Source organism: Martinezella lusitana, assembly GCF_016901135.1.
Lineage (GTDB): Bacteria > Pseudomonadota > Alphaproteobacteria > Rhizobiales > Rhizobiaceae > Rhizobium > Rhizobium lusitanum_D.
Map to the genome: position 1 here is coordinate 408,348 of NZ_JAFEVL010000075.1, position 18,098 is coordinate 426,445.

Annotated in this window: 17 protein-coding genes; 12 read left to right on the forward strand and 5 right to left on the reverse strand. The window is 61.5% G+C overall.

The window, feature by feature from the left end:
• The first annotated feature begins 93 nt into the window (after positions 1-93).
• Positions 94-1,005 carry a LysR family transcriptional regulator gene (locus tag JTP94_RS33695; protein WP_204854678.1) on the forward strand — a complete coding sequence of 304 codons (912 nt, stop codon included), beginning with the start codon at positions 94-96 and terminating at the stop codon, positions 1,003-1,005.
• A 144-nt stretch (positions 1,006-1,149) separates the two neighbouring features.
• Here JTP94_RS33695 and JTP94_RS33700 read toward each other — a convergent pair whose 3' ends face one another.
• Positions 1,150-1,608, reverse strand: a complete 459-nt coding sequence (locus JTP94_RS33700) for a carboxymuconolactone decarboxylase family protein (protein WP_034503761.1) — start codon at positions 1,606-1,608, stop codon at positions 1,150-1,152.
• A gap of 134 nt (positions 1,609-1,742) precedes the next feature.
• Here JTP94_RS33700 and JTP94_RS33705 point away from each other — a divergent pair, with 134 nt between their 5' ends.
• Positions 1,743-2,609: a sigma-70 family RNA polymerase sigma factor gene (locus JTP94_RS33705; protein ID WP_204854679.1), complete on the forward strand. Its 867-nt coding sequence runs from the start codon at positions 1,743-1,745 to the stop codon at positions 2,607-2,609.
• Positions 2,610-2,615: 6 nt separating this feature from the next.
• Here JTP94_RS33705 and JTP94_RS33710 read toward each other — a convergent pair whose 3' ends face one another.
• Entirely contained in the window at positions 2,616-3,377 is a 762-nt protein-coding gene (locus JTP94_RS33710; RefSeq protein WP_204854680.1) for a helix-turn-helix domain-containing protein, read from the reverse strand.
• A gap of 140 nt (positions 3,378-3,517) precedes the next feature.
• Between JTP94_RS33710 and JTP94_RS33715 the strand changes: the two genes are divergently transcribed.
• The 7 genes from JTP94_RS33715 to JTP94_RS33745 all read left to right on the forward strand — a co-directional run bounded on the left by JTP94_RS33715 (position 3,518) and on the right by JTP94_RS33745 (position 10,781).
• Complete coding sequence (locus JTP94_RS33715; RefSeq protein ID WP_204854681.1) at positions 3,518-4,477, forward strand: DMT family transporter; 960 nt, start codon at positions 3,518-3,520, stop codon at positions 4,475-4,477.
• An 80-nt stretch (positions 4,478-4,557) separates the two neighbouring features.
• A complete protein-coding gene (locus JTP94_RS33720) occupies positions 4,558-5,286 on the forward strand; it encodes a GntR family transcriptional regulator (RefSeq protein ID WP_204854682.1) in 729 nt (242 codons plus the stop codon).
• Between the two features lie 102 nt (positions 5,287-5,388).
• On the forward strand, positions 5,389-6,669 hold the full coding sequence (locus JTP94_RS33725; protein WP_204854683.1) for a cysteine desulfurase-like protein: 1,281 nt from the start codon (positions 5,389-5,391) through the stop codon (positions 6,667-6,669).
• 180 nt (positions 6,670-6,849) lie between these two features.
• Entirely contained in the window at positions 6,850-7,632 is a 783-nt protein-coding gene (locus JTP94_RS33730; RefSeq protein ID WP_204854684.1) for an HpcH/HpaI aldolase/citrate lyase family protein, read from the forward strand.
• A 189-nt stretch (positions 7,633-7,821) separates the two neighbouring features.
• Positions 7,822-9,030, forward strand: a complete 1,209-nt coding sequence (locus JTP94_RS33735; RefSeq protein WP_204854685.1) for a pyridoxal phosphate-dependent aminotransferase — start codon at positions 7,822-7,824, stop codon at positions 9,028-9,030.
• A gap of 81 nt (positions 9,031-9,111) precedes the next feature.
• Entirely contained in the window at positions 9,112-9,909 is a 798-nt protein-coding gene (locus tag JTP94_RS33740; protein ID WP_204854686.1) for an ABC transporter substrate-binding protein, read from the forward strand.
• A 197-nt stretch (positions 9,910-10,106) separates the two neighbouring features.
• Positions 10,107-10,781 (forward strand): amino acid ABC transporter permease, encoded by a 675-nt coding sequence (locus tag JTP94_RS33745; RefSeq protein ID WP_204854687.1) that lies wholly within the window; start codon positions 10,107-10,109, stop codon positions 10,779-10,781.
• Between the two features lie 9 nt (positions 10,782-10,790).
• Here the strand turns inward: JTP94_RS33745 and JTP94_RS33750 are convergent, their stop codons facing one another.
• Together JTP94_RS33750 and JTP94_RS33755 are read right to left on the reverse strand one after the other, a co-directional pair.
• Positions 10,791-11,306, reverse strand: coding sequence for a MarR family winged helix-turn-helix transcriptional regulator (locus JTP94_RS33750; protein WP_204854688.1), 516 nt, complete (start codon positions 11,304-11,306; stop codon positions 10,791-10,793).
• A gap of 97 nt (positions 11,307-11,403) precedes the next feature.
• Entirely contained in the window at positions 11,404-12,972 is a 1,569-nt protein-coding gene (locus JTP94_RS33755; protein ID WP_204854689.1) for an NAD(P)/FAD-dependent oxidoreductase, read from the reverse strand.
• A 399-nt stretch (positions 12,973-13,371) separates the two neighbouring features.
• On the opposite strand from JTP94_RS33755, the gene JTP94_RS33760 reads away from it, so the two are divergent.
• The 3 genes from JTP94_RS33760 to JTP94_RS33770 all read left to right on the forward strand — a co-directional run bounded on the left by JTP94_RS33760 (position 13,372) and on the right by JTP94_RS33770 (position 16,351).
• Positions 13,372-14,154: a cyclase family protein gene (locus tag JTP94_RS33760; RefSeq protein ID WP_204854690.1), complete on the forward strand. Its 783-nt coding sequence runs from the start codon at positions 13,372-13,374 to the stop codon at positions 14,152-14,154.
• A gap of 76 nt (positions 14,155-14,230) precedes the next feature.
• Positions 14,231-15,820 carry an NAD(P)/FAD-dependent oxidoreductase gene (locus tag JTP94_RS33765; protein WP_204854691.1) on the forward strand — a complete coding sequence of 530 codons (1,590 nt, stop codon included), beginning with the start codon at positions 14,231-14,233 and terminating at the stop codon, positions 15,818-15,820.
• Between the two features lie 24 nt (positions 15,821-15,844).
• Positions 15,845-16,351 (forward strand): MarR family winged helix-turn-helix transcriptional regulator, encoded by a 507-nt coding sequence (locus JTP94_RS33770; RefSeq protein WP_204854692.1) that lies wholly within the window; start codon positions 15,845-15,847, stop codon positions 16,349-16,351.
• 178 nt (positions 16,352-16,529) lie between these two features.
• Here JTP94_RS33770 and JTP94_RS33775 read toward each other — a convergent pair whose 3' ends face one another.
• Positions 16,530-18,089 carry an indolepyruvate oxidoreductase subunit beta family protein gene (locus JTP94_RS33775; protein WP_204854693.1) on the reverse strand — a complete coding sequence of 520 codons (1,560 nt, stop codon included), beginning with the start codon at positions 18,087-18,089 and terminating at the stop codon, positions 16,530-16,532.
• Between the last annotated feature and the right edge of the window lie 9 nt (positions 18,090-18,098).

An 18,098-nucleotide genomic window follows, 5' to 3' on the forward strand; every position in this document is an offset into this window, starting at 1 on the left:
TTCCGATCAGAGCATAAGTAGCCTATATTCGATCAGACTATTCAGCATTACAAACAATCGACCCCTTTCTTGGCGGTCGAAGGACACCATGGAATGGACCAGTTATCAGCAATGCGGGCTTTCGCGCGTGTGGTGGAGACGGGTAACTTCACCCGCGCCGCAGCAGCCCTTTCCATGCCAAAGGCAACGGTGACGACGCTCATCCAGTCGCTCGAGGCCCATCTGCACGCCAAGCTTCTGAACCGGACAACCCGGCGCGTCATGGTGACGACCGACGGCGCGCTCTATTATGAGCGTGCCATTCAGCTCCTCTCGGAAATAGAGGAACTGGACGGCAGCATCAGCAATTCGCAGAGCCTGCCGAGCGGCCGCCTGCGCGTCGAAATGGCGGGTGCCTTTGCCGAAAAGATCGTCATGCCGGCGCTCTGTGATTTCCACCAGCGTTATCCCGATATTCATATCGACCTCGGTGTCGGTGACCGACTGGTGGACTATCTGGCCGAGAATGTCGATTGCGCCTTGCGCGCCGGCATGCCGAGCGACCAGTCGCTGATCGCCCGCCGCGTCGGCGAGATCCACCTCGTCACCTGCGCCGCACCCGGTTACATCGAAAAGCATGGCATCCCGGAGCGCCCGGAAGAGCTGGAGACCACTCACTATGCGGTCAGCTATTTCCGCGCGCAAACCGGGCGTACTATCCCTTTCATCTTCGAACACGGCAACGAGTCGCTGGAAATCACCCCGCGCTACATCCTTTCGGTCAATGACAGCCGGAGCTATATCCAAGCGGCACTGACCGGGCTAGGCATCGCGCAAGTCCCCAGCTTCATGGCCCGCGAGGCGCTTGCCAAGGGCGATCTGGTGCCCATCTTCACCGGCTGGACCCGGCCCGCGCTGCCCATGCACATCGTCTATCCGCCCAACCGGCACCTGAGCAACAAGGTGCGCGTTTTCGTCGATTGGCTGGCGAAATTGCTTGTGACATCGCGGATCGGAGAAGCCTGAAATAGCAAACTGCCTTCCCCTATCTGAGCAGCCAACCGTAAACTCCTTCTCCCCGAGGGGAGAAGGGGTTGAGCGGCGACGGTCTCATCTCATATGCGATTCCCCTGCCTATCTGAGGGGAGAAGGATAGGTTCTCGCAACCGGTCAGCTCCAGGAGGCTCCTGCCTGCTGGCGAACCGTTGCGTTCAACCGGTTCCAGACATTGTCGATCGAGATCGCGACGATCAGGGCGGCCAACGCCTTTTCATCATAGTGTCGGGCAGCCTCGTTCCAGACCTCGTCGCTGACGGCATCCGGCCGGTCGGCAAGCCGGGTGACTGCCTCGCCGAGAGCAAGGGCCGCACGCTCGGCATCCGAGAAGTAAGGCATTTCGCGCCAGGCGGAGACCCCGACGATGCGCTCGATGGTCTCGCCTGCCTTCTGCAGCTTGCGAAAGCCCATGTCGGTGCAAACACTGCAGCCGTTGATCTGGCTGATGCGCAGATGCACGAGGTCGATTGTATTTTCAGAAAGGCCGCGATCTTTGATCGAGGCGCTGACGGCCAGAAGGGCCTGCAGTGTTTCCGGCAGGATGACGGCGGGGTTCTGCATACGAGCTTGCATATCTCTGTCCTCTGATTGTTCGGACGCCACGACGGCCCCGATCTTGACGACGCACTTTCCTGTCGATCCGTTGTCACACCGGCCGGACTGCGTTCGTCATGGGTTTGACGGAACACGATGAGGGAATGTGACCGATGGACGAAAAAAAGTGGCAGGCTGAAAAATTCGAGGCGAACCGGCCGCATCTGCGCGCCGTCGCCTACCGCATGCTCGGCTCACGAACGGAGGCGGAAGATGCGGTGCAGGAGGCATGGCTCCGTCTCCTCAAGGCCGATAGGTCCGAAATCGAAAACCTCGGCGGCTGGCTGACGACGGTAACTGCGCGCATCTGCCTCGACTGGCTGCGCGCCCGTAAATCCCGTCGCGAGGAGCCGTTGACGGTCCTCATCCCCGAGCCGGCAGTGACGCACGAGGCCGAACAGGATGCGCTGCTGGCCGATTCCGTCGGCCTTGCTTTATTGGTCGTTCTGGAGAAGCTCAACCCGGCCGAGCGGCTCGCCTTCGTTCTGCATGACATGTTCGACGTGTCTTTCGACGACATAGCCCCGATCGTCGGCCGCACCACGGTTGCGACGCGCCAGCTTGCGAGCCGCGCCCGCCGCCGTGTGCAGGAAACACCTGTCGCGATGGAGGCCGACATCACCCGCCAGCGGCATGTCGTCGATGCCTTCTTCGCCGCCTCGCGTGGCGGTGACATGCACGCGCTGCTCGCCGTCCTTGATCCTGAAGCGGTCTTCCGCCCGGATGCCGTCGCGGCGCGTATGGGATCGGTCGGGGAAATCCGCGGGCGTGTCGATGTCGCCAAAACCTTCAATGGCCGCGCGCAGGCAGCCCGGCTGGCCGTCATCAACGGCGCGGTCGGCGCCATCGTGGTTATCGGCGGCCAATTGCGTATCGCGCTTCATTTCACCGTCAACGAAAACGGCATGGTCGCGACCATCGATGCGATGGCCGATCCTGAACAGCTGCGCAAACTGGATATCGTGTTGATCGAGCCATGAATGGCGCTATCGCATCTGGGTCGGGCTCGTGCCCGTCAGCCGGCGAAACATGGCGATGAAGGCGGAGGCATTGCTGTAGCCCAGCTGCGCCGCGATCCGGTGCACCGGTTCGCCGGCTTCGATCAGCGCCAGGGCTGCGACCAGCTTCAACCGCTGGCGCCACTCGTTGAAAGAAAGGCCGAGATCGTCCTGGCATCGACGCGACAGCGTGCGCTCGGTCGTCCCCATCCGGCGCGCCCATTCCGCCAGGGAGTGCCGATCGCCGGGATCGGCCTGCAAGGCGCTGAGCACCGGGCCGAGCAATGGGTCGTCGGAAAGCGGCAGATAGCTTTCACAGCGTGGCGCCAGGCGAATCTGGTCGACCAGAACCTGTGCGAGCCGCAAGTCCTCCGCCGTCTCCGGCACGGTGATGTCCCGCGTCGCGAAATCCGCCAGAATCGCCTTCAACAGCGGGCTGATGCTCAGCGTCGAGGGCTCGTCCGGCAGATCGGCGCAGAGCCCGCGTTCAACATAGATGGTGACATAGCGCAGATCATGCTGGTTATGCGCGCCATGCATCGTATCCGGCGGCAGCCAGATGGCATAATGCGGCGGCGACAGATAGCGCACGCCCTGGATATCGAACTCGGCGACACCGATGAGCGCATAATTGAGCTCACCCCACGGCTGGCTTTTCCTCGGAAAAACCGTGCCCGCTCTGTAGTTCTCCGTCCGAAAGGAAACGGGGCGCGGCGGATCGCCCTCAATGCGTGGAAGCCTGTCCGGCATGTCCTCATTTCGCTACCGATTGTCCTAATCTCGTTATATACCAAAATTCGGACAAAGAGTAGAAGGACATCACAGTGGTGAACGATGTCCGCCATGCCTCGTTTCGCATAGAAGCCAGAATGACGTCGGGAGACCATTCCATGAGCACCCAGCCGAACTCATCCGCATCCATCGTCAGCGTGGCCGGACTTGCGCCGCTGCTGACCGTGCTGATCTGGTCCGGCAATACCGTCGTCACCAAGGCGTCCGCCGGGGTGATCTCGCCGGGTTCCATCTCCTTCTATCGTTGGCTGCTCGCCTTCGTCGTGCTGCTGCCCTTCGTCGGCCGCACGGCATGGCGCAACCGGGCGCTATTGCGCGAGCATTGGCTGAAACTCGCGACCCTCGGCGCCCTCGGCATGGTGATCTACCAGAGCCTCGCCTATGAGGCGGCCAAGACCACGTCGGCAGTCAACATGGGCGTGATGATCGCCTTGATGCCGCTGCTGTCGACGGCGCTTGCCAGCCTTTTGGCCGGCGAAAGACTGACCCTTGCCAGCCTGGCGGGCGGCGCCATCTCGCTGATCGGGCTCATCTATCTGACATCTCAGGGCGACCCGACAAGGTTGATAAATGGCGGCTTCCACATTGGCGATGGCCTGATGATCATCGCCGTGCTGTCGAACGCGCTCTATGGCGTGATGTTGAAACGCTGGGCAATGCCGATCCCGATCTGGCAGCAGCTTTTCTGGCAGATCGGCTTTTCGACCCTGCTGCTGATACCGGTTTTCCTGATGGGCGATATCTCGCCGATCACGACAGCCAATCTGCCGCTGATCCTCTACGCGGCGATCCCGACATCGCTTGTCGCCCCGCTCTGCTGGATGATCGGCATCCAGAAGCTCGGCGCAAGCCGCACCTCGCTGCTGATCAATCTTCTGCCGATCGTGGTCGCGACACTTGCCTGGGGGCTTCTCGGAGAGCAGCTGCACTCCTATCATGCCATCGGCGGCGCGCTCGCCCTCATCGGCGTCGGCCTTGGCCTGCGAAAGTCGCCGACGGCGAGCGGCAAAGCGTCACCCGCAGCCGATGAAGCAGACTGGGAAGCGGAGGAAGCCTGAGCGCTTCCTAGCGAAACTCTTTCCATTCGCGCGGTCTTCGTTCTACCATGAACGAGTCCCCAAGCGAAAAGGAAGCGAGCGTGCGCATAGCCCTGGAACCGGTGTCCTCCAGAACGACGATCCAGGAGGGCGTCTACCAGCAGCTCAAAAATGCGCTGATGGCTGGCAATTTCGATCCCGGCCAGACCCTGACCATCGCCTCGCTCGCCGAGACATTCGGCACAAGCAACATGCCGGTCCGCGAAGCCTTGCGCAGGCTGGCCGCCGAAAATGCGCTCGAAGTCGCCGCCAACGGCTCGGCCCGAATTCCGATAGTCACGCTTGCCCGGCTGGATGATCTCTGCCGCGCCCGCATCGCCGTGGAGGGTCTGGCCGCCGAGCTCGGCATACCCAACCTCACCCCGACCGACATCGCCACACTCGATCGCATCGCCGTCGATCAACACGCAATCGGCCTTGGCAGTAATGTCTATGACCTGATGGCGAAGAACCAGCAGTTCCACTTCACCATCTATCGCGCCTCCGGCTCCGAAGTGCTGCTGCAGCTCATCGAAACATTGTGGCTGCGGTTCGGCCCCTATATGCGCATGCTGTCCGCCTCGGTCGAACCGCTGATGCGCAAGGGTGAACTCGATCCCGCCGGCCAGCATGTTCCGATCGTCGAGGCCCTGAAGGCCGGCGACTTTACGGCTGCCCGCGACGGGGTCGTCGCCGATATCCGCCGCACCCACGAAATTCTGCGCGATTATTGCCCGGTCACGCAGGACGAACCACGAAGCAAGGGATCCGGCTCGGCGTCCCGCCGCTAACTCCGTAACCGGAGATCGAGAAATTTGGTTGAACCTTAAAGTATTTTGTGATCAAATGATCAAACTGCAGATTTCATTTCCGTCGTTCAGAGCGAGATCCCCATGAGTTCCGCCCCTTCCGCATCGCAATTCGTCGGCCACAACAGCTTTCCGGTCGATGAGGTCCGCGCCTTGTTCCCGGCCATCCAGAAGGCCGGCGACTTCGTCTTTCTCGACAATGCAGGCGGGTCGCAGGTTCCCCAGACGGTGGTCGATGCGGTCGCCAACCATCTGATCGATTTCAACGTCCAGCGCATGGCGAAATACCAGCACAGTCAGGGCGTCGACCGCAATCTCGATGAAGCACGCGGAAGCGTCGCCATGCTGGTCAATGCTTACCGACCGGAGGAAATCTCCTTCGGCCAGAACGCCACATCCTTCATTCGCCTGGTGAGCCTCGGCATCGCCAAGCTGCTCGGCGAGCGCAACGAGATCGTCATCACCGACATGGATCACGACGCCAACATCGCCACCTGGATGGCCTTGGAAGCCGACGGCGCCAAGATCGTATGGTGGCGCATGCGCGAGGACGGCACGCTGCATCCCGAGGATCTGAAGCCCCTCTTGAACGACAAAACCCGCCTCGTTGCCTGCACCGTGACAGCGCATTCCATCGGCACGATCGTCGATGTCGCCGCCGTCTGCAAACTGGCGCATGCGGCCGGCGCCGAGACCTTTCTCGATTGCGTCCACTATGGTCCGCATGGCCTGATCGACGTTCAGGCCTGGGGCTGCGATTATCTCGTCTGCTCCGGCTACAAGAATTTCTCGCCGCACATGGGCTTCCTCTGGGGCCGTTACGATGCGCTGGTTAAGCTTCCGACCTTCAAGGAAGACTTCATTCCCGACGTACCGCCCTATAAGATCGAGGTCGGCACCTTCACTTACGAGAATGTTGCCGGCATGAACGCCGCGGTCAAATATCTGGAAGGCCTCGGCCGGCGTTTCCTCCCGACCGGCGACCATAGCCGCCGTGAGGCCCTGGCTGCGGCGATGGGCGCGATCCGCCAGTATGAGCTGATGCTCTCGCGGGAGATGATATCGGTCCTGAAGCGCCACGGCGCCGTCATATACGGCATTTCCGACGAGGCCCGCCTCGAGCAGCGCGTTCCCACAATCTGCTTCAACATGCCTGGCATCACGCCGCAGGAATTCGCCGCCGAGATGGGCGAAGCCGGCATCGGCCTGCGCGACGGCCATATGTTCGCGCCACGCCTGATGAAGCGCCTCGGTCTTTCCATGGAAACGGGTGCCATCCGCGTGTCGCTGGTGCATTATAACAAGGTCGAAGAGATTGCCCGGTTCGACGCGGTCCTGACCGAGATCATGGCGCGACGCAAATAAGCCGCGCCCATGAGCGGTGGCGGCGCCCGAACAACTCCGCCACCGCACTGCCTCCGTGCCGTAGGCCCCAACCGGCAACGGCACGGAACGCTGCCTGAGTTCAGAACAAATTGCCGCTTCGCAGCTAAGTTTTTTCGGTCTATCCCTCGTTAAGAGGACCGCTGAAGTGGGAGGAAAAGGATGAGCGATTTCCGCCGGAACTGTATCGAGCGCAAGCTGCTCATCGGCACGTTTGCAGCCATCCCGCATCCGGTCGCCATCGAAGTCACGGCGGCCTCCGGCGTCGATTTTCTCTGCATCGACTGGGAGCATTCGCAGATCAGCCGCGAGCGCATCGAGGATCTGATCCGCGCCGCCGACGTCCATCGCGTTCCCGCCATGGTTCGCGTGCCGGGCCATGCGGCGGAAGACATCGCCGCCGTGCTAGATGCAGGAGCAGCCGGCGTTCTGGTGCCGCGGATTTCGACGGCGGAACAGGCGAGAGCGGCCGTCCGGGCCACGCGCTATCCGCCGCTCGGTGCGCGCGGCGTCGGCCCGGGCCGTGCGGCCGCATACGGCTATCGCATCCCGGATTATCTCGCCAAGGCCAATGCCGAGCTGGTGCTGGCCATTCAGGTCGAGACGGCCGAAGGGCTGGCCAACATTGCCGATATCGCCGCCATCGACGGAGTCGATCTCATTTTCATCGGCCCTGGCGATCTCTCGGTCTCAATCGATGCGATGGGTCCGGCCGGCAAGGACAAGCTCGACGCCGCCATCCGGACCATTGTCAAAACGGCTCTGTCCGCCGGCCGCGCGGTCGGCATTTTTCGCCCGACACCGGACGACGTCGGTACGTGGTCGGCGGCAGGGATAAGCTTCTTTCTGCTGGCCAGCGACACGATGTTTCTCGGCGCCGGCCTGGCCGCCGGTGTCATCGAAGCAAAGACGCACAAGGGCAGTTTGGGAGTCGAAGAAAAGTGAACGATTCCAGAGCTTTAAGATGTGCACCAGCCATAGGCGAACCGGATGAAGGGGCAGACTTTTTAAGCTTAAACTTTATCCTTGAAATGCACTCGTTTTTGGATAACCATTCGAAAATGAAGGGCAATCCGAGCGCAGGCCTCTGCAATCGCATCGTCCCTTCGACACCGAATTCCGAGGGGAAGTTCCTTGTCTCTTCTGCCGCAGCATAACCTGCCGAACACGATCAGTGGCCGCGATGCCCTAGAAGGCATCCGCGCCCAGATCCGCGACATGCGCACCGACAATATTGCCGTGCTCGCCAAGCGTGCCCGCGAACTCGGCGGCGTCATCCCGCTCTGGTTCGGCGAAGGCGACATTGTGACGCCGGCCTTCATCCGCGACGCAGCAAAGAAGGCGCTGGACGATGGTGCGACCTTCTACGTTCCGAACATGCGCGGCCTCCAGACGCTGAACGAAGCTCTGTCCGAATATCAGACCCGCTGGCACGAACGTCCCATCCCCATCGAGCGCACCACGGTCGCTCCCGGCGGTATGCAGGCGCTCTATATGGCGCTGGAACTGCTCGTCGATGTCGGCACCAATGTCGTCTACGTGGCGCCGCAATGGCCAAACATCCACAACGCCATCCATTTGATCGGTGGTGAGCCCCGGTCGGTATCGCTCGATTTCGACACCGATTGGCGTCTCGACCTCGACAAGCTCTTTGCCCGCTGCGATGCCCGTACTCGCGCGATCTTCCTGTCGACCCCATCCAATCCGACCGGCTGGACGGCATCGCGCGAAGAGATGCAGGCCCTGCTGGATTTCAGCCGCCGCACCGGCATCTGGATCATCTCCGACGAGGTCTATGCCCGCCTCTATTTCGAGGGCGAAATCGCACCTTCGATCCTGCAGGTCGCCCAAGACGGCGATCGTGTGATCGCGATCAACAGCTTCTCAAAGGCGTGGGCCATGACCGGCTGGCGCGTCGGTTGGCTCACACACCCGTCAGCCATTGCCGACCAGCTCGGCGCGATGACGCAGTATGTCAACAGCGGCACATCAGCCATGGTCCAGACGGGAGCAGCGGCGGCACTGCGCGAAGGCGAGCCGCTGGTTGCCGAGATCCGCGGCAGGATCAAGGCCGGCCTCGACCTTGCTTATGAAAAACTGCCGCAAATACCGGGCATCATCCTGCCGGAGAAGCCCCGCGGCGGCATGTATGCCTTCTTCGCGCTAGAGGGTGAAGCCGATGCGACCGCGCTTTGCGAACGCATCCTGGAGACGGCGCGCGTCGGTCTGGCGCCCGGATATCATTTCGGTGAATCGTCCCGCGCCTTCCTGCGCATGTGCACCTTCCGCGAAACAGAACAGATGCGTATCGCCCTCGACCGCATGGTCGATGCGATGACATGACACGGCCGCCCAGGCGGGCGGACGGGAATACCCGCGGGTAAGAGGAATGCCCGCAGCCATAACCAGAGGGAGACTAAGAAAATGCATATTACTCGTCGCAGTCTGCTGGTCCTTGCGACCGCCGTTGGCCTCGCCGGCGGAAGCCACTTCGCCTATGCCGCCGATGTGCTGAATGTCGGCTCCTATCCGAACAACCCACCCTTCGAGTACAAGACCGCTGAGGGCGGTTTCGAGGGCTTTGAGGTCGACGTCGTCAACGAAGCGGCCAAGCGCGCCGGCATGACGACCAATATTGCCGACTACGGCTTCCAGGCCCTGTTCGCGGCAACGAGCTCCAAGCGCATCGACGTGGCGATCTCGTCCATAACAATCACGCCGGAGCGCCTGAAGTCGCAATCCTTCACGCAGCCCTATTACGACTCCGACATGGGTGTCGCCGCCAAGGAAAGCAGCCCGATCAAGAACCTTGCCGATCTCAAGGGCAAGATGGTCGGCGTACTGTCCGGCTCGACGGGCGAAAAATGGGTCAACGACAACAAGGCCGCCCAGGGCTTCGCCGACGTCAAGGGCTACAACTCCCAACAGGACATGTTCCTCGATCTCGGTGCCGGCCGCGTTGACGCCGTCGTCAGCGATATCCCAGGCATGCAGTATCTCTTCGTCAAGACGAAGGGCTTCGCCATCAAGGATCGCATCAAGACCGGCGAACAATACGGTCTGATGATGACCAAGGACTCGCCGCTCGTCGCCAAGATCAACGACGCCATCACCGCGATGAAGAAGGACGGCACGCTGGAAAAGATCCATGAAAAGTGGTTCGGCAGCAAGGCGCCCGCAGGCTCCTCCACCGTCACAGAACTGCCTATCCCCAAGGCGTGATCAAAAGATCATCGCCAGAGCATTTCCAGGAAAAGTGCGCAGCGGTTTTCCGTCCGGAATGCGTAAAAAACAGGAAGATAGAGCGTTTTCGCGATTCGAAGAAAAGCGGAAACGCTCTAGAATGAAATCTTACGCCGGCCATTGCGGCCGGCGTAAATGTAAGAGACCTTCATTTCTTTCCGCACACGGGAGTGCCAATGTCTTTCGTCGATACATTCCTCAACTCCGACGTCATGATTTCGGCCTTTCCTCAACTGATGCGCGGGCTTTGGATGACCATCGCGCTCGGCGTGGTCAGCATCGCCATCGGCGTCTCCGCTGGGCTCATCGTCAGCCTGATCCGCCTCTATGCGCCGAAGCCGCTCCAAATGCTGATGATTGCCTACATCGACATCATGCGCGCCATGCCGATGCTTGTCGTGCTGATCCTGATCTATTACGCGCTGCCCTTCGTCGGCATCAGCTTTTCGGCCTGGTGGTCGGCGATCCTCGGTTTCTCCATCGTGCTGGCTGCCTACTCGGCGGAAGTCTTCCGCTCAGGCATCGAAAGCGTGCCGCGCGGCCAGTTCGAAGCCGCCGCCGCCCTCGGCATCCCGTTCCTGATCACGCTCTATAAGGTCGTGCTGCCGCAGGCGGTGCGCATCGTCATCCCGCCGACCACCAGCAACTGCGTGTCCATGTTCAAGGATACGTCGCTCGCCTCGACCGTGGCGCTGCCTGAACTTCTGAAAGAAGGACAGAACGCTCAAGGCTTCTACGCCAATCCCTCGCCGCTGATCATGGCCGCACTGATCTACATCATCCTGCTCTGGCCGATGGTGCGTCTCGTCAGCGTGCTCGAAAAGAGATTCAAAAGCGAACAGGCCCGATAGAGCCGGCCATCAATCGAAGTCACCGCCTGAAAGGTGGTTGCTCACCGAGGACTTCACCGCGCCGATATCCTGCCAGAGCTCGCTGACGATGGCGGGATCGACATCCGCCATCATATCGCGCAGCCAGCCCTCATGGGCGACAGCCATGGCGCCGAAGATCGTCTCGCCCTTTTCGGTCAGCTTCGCGACCGTGACACGCCGGTCGCCGTCAGGCGTCACGCGCAGGACCAGCCCGTCCGTTTCCAGCCGCTCGACCAACCCCGTGACATTGCCATTGGTGACCATGGTGCGCTTGGAAAGCTCGCCGAGGCGCAGGCCGTCGCGTTCGCGATAGAGCTGCGCCATCAGGTCGAATTGCGGCAGGGTCGCGCCGAACTCGTTGCGCAGCCGGCGGCGAATTTCCTGCGAGACCAGCTTGGTGGTCGACAACATGCGCAGCCAGAGCCGCAGCTCCTGCTTTTTGCCTTCCTGCGCTCCCTGAACAATGATCTCCAGGTCGACGGTTGCACTCCCAGGCTCTGTCATCACGTCAGCTAAACCCACCGCTTTGCATTGCTTATCTAAACGATCTAGGGGGCGACATTTGAAATGTCAAAGGTTTACGCGTCAAGTCCGTTGGTCGTCACCTGGCCAGCATTTTCCCCAACATGAAACCGGAACCGGCGCCGGTGCCCGCACCGGGCCAGGTAGAGGCCCCACACATGAACAGCGATCCCACAGGCGTCTTATAGCGCGAATAACCGGCGACGGGCCGGAACAGGAAGTTCTGGTCGAGGTGGTGGCTGCCGGAGAGATTGTCTCCGCCGATGAGATTCGGGTTCTCGCGTTCGAGATCGAGGGGCGAAAACACGGATCGCCCCAATATCTTGCCGCGCAAGCCGGGCGCATAGCGCTCGACGATGTCGAGAACGCGCTCGGCATAGACATCCTTGATCTCGTCCCAGTTCGCGCCGCTGATTTCGCCCGCCGCATCGCCGCGGAATTCTGCCGGCAGGACACGCACCTGGATCCAGAGCACATGCTGCCCGGCCGGCGCGCGCGACGGGTCGATGGCCGTCGGCTGTCCGACCACCAACGCGGGCTCAGCAGGCAGCAAGCCGCCCATCGCCTCGGCATAGACGCGCGACATCATCTCGAGATCCGGCGCGATATGGACATAGGCGAAATTCTGAAGCGCCTTGCCCGCCGTCCAATCCGGAAGCCCCGACAGCGCCAGGTGGATCATCATCGTCCCGGGGCCGGCGCGGAAGCGCCTGACCTTGCTGTCGAATTCCTGGCGTGATGGATCCTCATCGAGAAGCTTGCCGAACAGGATCTGCGGATGGACATTGGCGATGACGGCGCGCCTGGCTTCATAGCGACGTCCGTCGGCGAGAATGACACCGGTCGCCTTGCCGCCTGATGTGACGATCTTGTCGACGCGCGTGCCGAGCATCAACTCACCGCCCTTGCTCTTGAGCACGGCCGCCATCGCCTTGACGATCGTATCGGCCCCACCCTTGCCGATCACCATGCCGAATGCCTGATTGGCCATGGATTCGAGATAGGGAAACAACGCGCCGCCGGCGACATCGGGCGCAAAGTCGAGATGCAGCCCCCAGGCGGCCATCATCGTCTTGAGCTTGGCGTTCTGGAAACGCGCATCGAGAAAGTCGCGCGGCGAGGCAAACAGCATGCGCGCCGTATCGTAAACCCAGCCGCTCCCCTTTTCCCGCCATGCCTTCCAAACGACCCTGGCGGCCGCCAACGACGGCATGGGCGAACCGAGCAGGCCGAAGATATGAGGCGCATCCGCGCCGAACTCCGACAGCATGTGCCGCCAGGCGGCCGCATCCTGCGGCGATATGTCGGCAATGGCGCCCGTGGTCTTTTCGAGATCGGTGCTGACGCCGAGAAATGTGCCGTCGCGAAAGACGCTGGCAAAGCAATCCGCCGCCGGCACGAAATTGAGACCTTCGGCCGAAAGCTCGTTCTTGTACTGGGCGAAAAAGGCCGAACCGGCGAACATGGAGAGGTTCATGGCGCACAGATCGTGACGGAAGCCCGGTAGCGTCACCTCGCGGGTTTTCACCGCACCACCCGGCTCGGCATTGCCCTCGATGACGGCAACCTTCCAGCCCTTCGCCGCCAGATGCACCGCCGCTGCCAGGCCGTTATGGCCCGCCCCAACTATGATCGCATCATAGCTCATCGATTGCCCCTCTTTCGTCGGTGATTATTATTGTCACATGCATACATCTTGAGTTTTAAGCTTCAAGTACCTATCGAAACGAATCGCAAGAAATAGAAACAATCCTAAGTAGTATGATCGCAATTTACCCCAGAGATTCGTGTTTAGTTTCAGCACTTTACAAATACCCGATAGCCCGCCGGATATGGGTCGATTTTGGGCCTGAAGACCATGCCGGAATGCTTGCAATATCATATATTGTAACATAGGCTCCCTCCAATCCGCCGCCGCGCGGACCCGGTGCCCAGAGGAAAGGCACCCCTGCGCCTGGCGATGATAGCTTCAATCTCGATCCTGGACAGAAGGCCCGCAAAGCGGCTCTTCGCATGGGGTCACGCGACAACAAGGGGAACGCAATCTATGACCGCCACCACACTTTCCAGCCTGGCCTCGGCCCTGCTTTCGGGCTCCATCAAGGTCGTCGATCTCACAGCGCCGCTCGGCCCTGAAACACCGGTACTCTACCTGCCACCACAGTTCGGCAAGAACACGCCGTCGGTCAAGGTCCATACGATTTCGGAATATAACCAGGATGGCCCCTTCTGGGCGTGGAACTGGCTGGAACTCGGCGAGCATACCGGTACGCATTTCGACGCCCCCTGCCACTGGATCACCGGCAAGGACAATCCGAACAATACGACCGATACCATACCGCCGCAGAACTTCGTCGCACCGGTCAACGTCATCGACCGCTCGAAGGAAGCTGCCGCCAATCCGGACTATCTGCTGACGGTCGACAGCATCAAGGAATGGGAAGCGCAGCACGGCGCGATCGAAGCCGGCAGCTGGGTGCTGCTGCGCACCGACTGGTACAAGCGCAACGGCTCGACCGAAACCTTCCTGAACGCCGATGAAAACGGCCCGCATTCTCCCGGCCCGACGGCCGAGGCGATCGAATATCTTCTGACCAAGGGCATTATCGGCTGGGGCTCGGAAACCATCGGCACCGACGCCGGTTCCGCCGGCGGCATGAACCCGCCCTTCCCGGCCCATAACCTCATGCACAAGGCCAATCGCTATGGCCTCGCCAGCCTCTCCAACCTCGACCAGCTTCCCGCCAAGCGCGCCGTGCTGATCGCCGCACCGTTGAAGTTCGTCAAGGGCACGGGTTCGCCGGTCCGTGCGCTGGCACTTATTGCATGATAGGCTGGAAAGGCTGGAGTCCGGGGCGAATTAGGCTCTTCCTTTCCACTCATTTTGCCTGCGAGGGGCAATGGCAATGGGCGATCATGACTACATCATCGTCGGCAGCGGCATAAATGCGCTTGTCGCAGCCGCGATGCTCGGCAAGAAGGGCCACAAAGTGCTCCTCCTCGAGCGCAACGACCGCATCGGCGGCTGTCTGCGCACAGAGGAGATCACCGAGCCCGGCTTCATCCACGACGTCATGGCGACGACCATGGTGCTGTTCCTCACCTCGCCGGCCTATGGCGCCATCGGTAGGGATCTCGAGGCCCGCGGCCTGGAATTTGCCCATGCCGACCTTCCCACAGGCGTGCTGAGGCCGGACGGTTCGCATGTGATCTTTTCCAAGGACAGGCGACGAAACATCGCCACCTTCGATGAATTGTCGCTCGGCGACGGGCAGACCTTCTCCCGCGAGATGGATGCGCTCGCCGCCGATGCCCCCTTCCTCTTTTCCCTGCTCGGTGGCGCACTCTGGTCGGGATCGACCCTGAAAAACGTCGCCAGCCAAGGCTGGAATCGCGGTCTGCGCAAGCTTGCGGCCTGGTTTGGCGAAGCCCTGACACCGGCCCGCGGCTATCTGGAGACCAGCTATCGATCCGAGGATATTCATGCGCTCTGGGCACCCTGGGTCCTGCATTGCGGCCTCGGGCCCGAAAGCGCCTATTCCGCCGAAATGCTGAAGGTCATCGGCTTTGCGCTGGAGCTTGGCGGCGCGCCCATCGTCAAAGGCGGCGCAGGAGCATTGCTGACGGCCTTCGAGCGGCTGATCAAGGACAATAGCGGCGAGATCCGCATCAGCGCTGACGTCGAAGCCATCATTCCCGGCGCCAATCGCCGCGCCGACGGCGTGCGTCTTGCAAGCGGCGAAACGCTGAAGGCCAGTTTGGGCGTGATCTGTTCGGTAACGCCCAACCAGCTCTACGAACGGCTGATGAAGGACTGGCCCGACCCGCTGCCGACAGAGATCAAAACCGGCGTCGCCAATTATCGCTACGGCAAGGGTGACATGCAAATCCACTATGCCCTTTCCGAGCCGCCGCGCTGGAAGGCCAATGCAGATCTCGGCAAGGTGGCGCTGCTGCATCTGACGCCTGGTCTCGACGGCGTCTCCCGCGCCGCCAATGAATGTGAACGCGGATTGCTGCCGGCCGAACCCACCGTCTGCGTCGGTCAGCCCGTCTCACTCGATCCGAGCCGCGCGCCGGAGGGCAAATCGATCCTGTGGCTGCAGCTTCCCGAAGCGCCGCGCCATATCAAGGGAGACGCCGCAGGCGAGATCGCAACGCCGCAAGACGGCCGCTGGACAGAAGAGGTGCGCGAGCGCTATGCCGACCGCATCGAAGCGCTGCTCGAAAGCCATATCGAGAATTTCTCCGGCATAAAACTCGCACGGCGCGCCTATTCGCCGGGTGATCTGGAAGCCATGAACATGAACCTTGTCGGCGGCGACCCGTATGGTGGCTATTGCGGCCTGGACCAGTTTTTCATCTGGCGCCCCTTCAAGTCATCTGTTAACCACCGCACCCACATATCAGGCCTATACCATATCGGCGCCTCGGCGCACCCGGGAGCCGGTCTCGGAGGAGGCTCCGGCTTCCTGCTCGCATCATCGCTGAAGTAACACGTTTCCGGAGGAGTATCGTCGATGGAGGAGCGGTTTTCAGGCACTGTTTTGAGGCGCAATCGGGAGGAGCCCGTAAAACGTCCGACCATGGGCGAAATCGGCCTCAATCACTTCGCGCCCTATCTGATGAACCGGCTGATGGCCCGCTGGAACGCCAACATGTCGGAGGAGCTGCGCGAATACGACATGACGACGGCCAAGATGCGGGCGCTTGCCGTGCTCAGCGTCTCCTCCAGCGTCACGATCAACGAGCTTTCCGTCTTCGCCGTCACCGAGCAATCGACGATGAGCCGCACATTAGACTCGCTCGAGCGGCAGGGCTTCATCCGCCGCCAGCCCCGTGTCGAGGACATGCGCATCCGCGACGTCTCCATCACCGAAGAAGGCCGCGCCGCCTTCGAGAAGGTGTGGCCGACCATGTACGACCTGTTCCTGCAGATGTTCGATAGTGTGGAGGAGGCCGAATACCGCGCCTTCATCTCGACCCTGCACAAGGTGCTGCATAATATTCGCAAGCACGAGATTTGAACCGAGATCGGGGTGGTGTCTGTGGCCGCCCCATCCTTCGAGGCATCTTTCCGCCGCGCCTCAAGATGAGGCGGAGCGATTTCGCGATTGGCGCAAAGGGTTAGCCCTCATGGTGAGGTGCGAAGGTCCAAAGGACCGTAGCCTCGAACCACGAGGGCGGATGGCTGAAACAAACCCTTCACAAGGTCTCCACAGTCTTCAGCGCCCCATCCAACGCAACCCCGTTCTCATCCAGCAGCGCCGCCTGCCGCAGCCGCTTCATCCAGGCAGCCCCGTCTTCGCGATCGCGCAGCATCGGTAGGGCCGACATCACCCGATCGAATTTCGAAAGGCCGCGCGCATGCGTATCGGAATAGCCTTTGACGAGGCGGCGATTATTGAGCACCTCGACGGCGAGATCGTAATTCACGCCGAGCAGATTGGTCGCCGCTGCCAGCCAGGCTTCGCGATGCTCGACTTCGCGTAAATGGCGCAGCGTGCCGCGACGGGTGCGGCGCAGGGCTGAGACCATGTAGAGGCCGAGAAACCAGAGGAGCGTGCCGGTCTGCACGCGGCGGCCCTTGTTGACGAAGCGGTCGAGGCGTTCGAACAAGCGCGGCCGATTCTCGATCCAGAGGCCCATGGCCTTCGGCATCGTGCCGCAGACTTCCTCCATGCGCGGATGCATGTATTCGGTCATATAGACGATCTGGTCATCCTTGGCCCCGACCTCCTTGCGCACCCGCTCGAAGCGCGATGCACGCACCTTCAGATCGGCAACACGGATGACATCGTCATAGGCCATGGCGACCGCGAGATATTTTGCAGCCTGGACGGTGAAGGCAAAATCCTTGTCCGCGCCGCCGGCTTTGCGATCGAGCGCATGGAGAGCCGCCACGCGGCTCAGATATTCGTCGGCGTAGGCCGGGTCCTGATAATCAGTCAGCCTCTTGGCACCGGCAAACAGCAGCGGGTGAGCCGCTTCCGGAAATTCGGCACTGATGCGATTGACCAGCCGGTCCAGCGCCGGATGGCCAGCCGTCTCAGGCAAAACGTCGAAATGTTTCAGCGGCGTTGCCGAGACAGCGTCGCGCGGCTTGTCCTTGACCCGTTCGAAGGCGGCATTGAACGCCTTGAGGCTCGGTTCGATACCCTTGCCGCCAGCACGGATCATCGCCTCGAAAGCCTGTTTTCCGAAAGGAAGCGCGCCGGAGGCCGCCAGTGCGCCGAACATCGAGGCAGAGATCACGCTGCCGTTCTTGATGGCCAAGGTCTCCATATCGAAGGCGATGGTGCGCTTGGCGGCGAAATCCGTCGCTTCGACCACGACTTCGGGATTGCCGATGCCGTCTCCCGGCTTTTCCTTCTCGCCGACCGCGAAGGAGCGATGCGTCGAGGCGATTAACACGGTCTTATCAGGCGTGACCAGTCCACGCAGCACGGAACGGCCGGCCTCCATCAACTCCGCCGCCATGACGACATCGACATCACCAGGCGTCGGCATCAGCGAAAAGATCGGCGCATGGCCGTCCCGGGCCGGCAGCATCTCTATGTAGTAGATCGTCGCGCCCGTTCGCTGCGCGACGCCGGGCACAGAGGTCGTCTGCGCCATCCAGCCCTCGGCCTCGGCAAGACCGACGATCCAGTCGGCCAGCACGCCGCCGCCCTGCCCGCCCATGGCGAGAATGGCAAGCGACAGGGGCTTGTCGGTCGAAAGGCGGCTAGTGCCGATATCACTCATGCTCACATGCTCGTTCATATCGTCCCC

Excerpts from the sequence above, each read along its gene's own strand:
- JTP94_RS33765 (WP_204854691.1), top strand. The coding sequence starts at position 14,231 with ATGGGCGATCATGACTACATCATCGTCGGCAGCGGCATAAATGCGCTT.
- JTP94_RS33750 (WP_204854688.1), bottom strand. The coding sequence starts at position 11,306 with ATGACAGAGCCTGGGAGTGCAACCGTCGACCTGGAGATCATTGTTCAG.
- JTP94_RS33710 (WP_204854680.1), bottom strand. The coding sequence starts at position 3,377 with ATGCCGGACAGGCTTCCACGCATTGAGGGCGATCCGCCGCGCCCCGTT.
- JTP94_RS33695 (WP_204854678.1), top strand. The coding sequence starts at position 94 with ATGGACCAGTTATCAGCAATGCGGGCTTTCGCGCGTGTGGTGGAGACG.
- JTP94_RS33770 (WP_204854692.1), top strand. The coding sequence starts at position 15,845 with ATGGAGGAGCGGTTTTCAGGCACTGTTTTGAGGCGCAATCGGGAGGAG.
- JTP94_RS33715 (WP_204854681.1), top strand. The coding sequence starts at position 3,518 with ATGAGCACCCAGCCGAACTCATCCGCATCCATCGTCAGCGTGGCCGGA.
- JTP94_RS33730 (WP_204854684.1), top strand. The coding sequence starts at position 6,850 with ATGAGCGATTTCCGCCGGAACTGTATCGAGCGCAAGCTGCTCATCGGC.
- JTP94_RS33745 (WP_204854687.1), top strand. The coding sequence starts at position 10,107 with ATGTCTTTCGTCGATACATTCCTCAACTCCGACGTCATGATTTCGGCC.
- JTP94_RS33725 (WP_204854683.1), top strand. The coding sequence starts at position 5,389 with ATGAGTTCCGCCCCTTCCGCATCGCAATTCGTCGGCCACAACAGCTTT.
- JTP94_RS33700 (WP_034503761.1), bottom strand. The coding sequence starts at position 1,608 with ATGCAAGCTCGTATGCAGAACCCCGCCGTCATCCTGCCGGAAACACTG.
- JTP94_RS33740 (WP_204854686.1), top strand. The coding sequence starts at position 9,112 with ATGCATATTACTCGTCGCAGTCTGCTGGTCCTTGCGACCGCCGTTGGC.
- JTP94_RS33760 (WP_204854690.1), top strand. The coding sequence starts at position 13,372 with ATGACCGCCACCACACTTTCCAGCCTGGCCTCGGCCCTGCTTTCGGGC.
- JTP94_RS33705 (WP_204854679.1), top strand. The coding sequence starts at position 1,743 with ATGGACGAAAAAAAGTGGCAGGCTGAAAAATTCGAGGCGAACCGGCCG.
- JTP94_RS33755 (WP_204854689.1), bottom strand. The coding sequence starts at position 12,972 with ATGAGCTATGATGCGATCATAGTTGGGGCGGGCCATAACGGCCTGGCA.
- JTP94_RS33775 (WP_204854693.1), bottom strand. The coding sequence starts at position 18,089 with ATGAACGAGCATGTGAGCATGAGTGATATCGGCACTAGCCGCCTTTCG.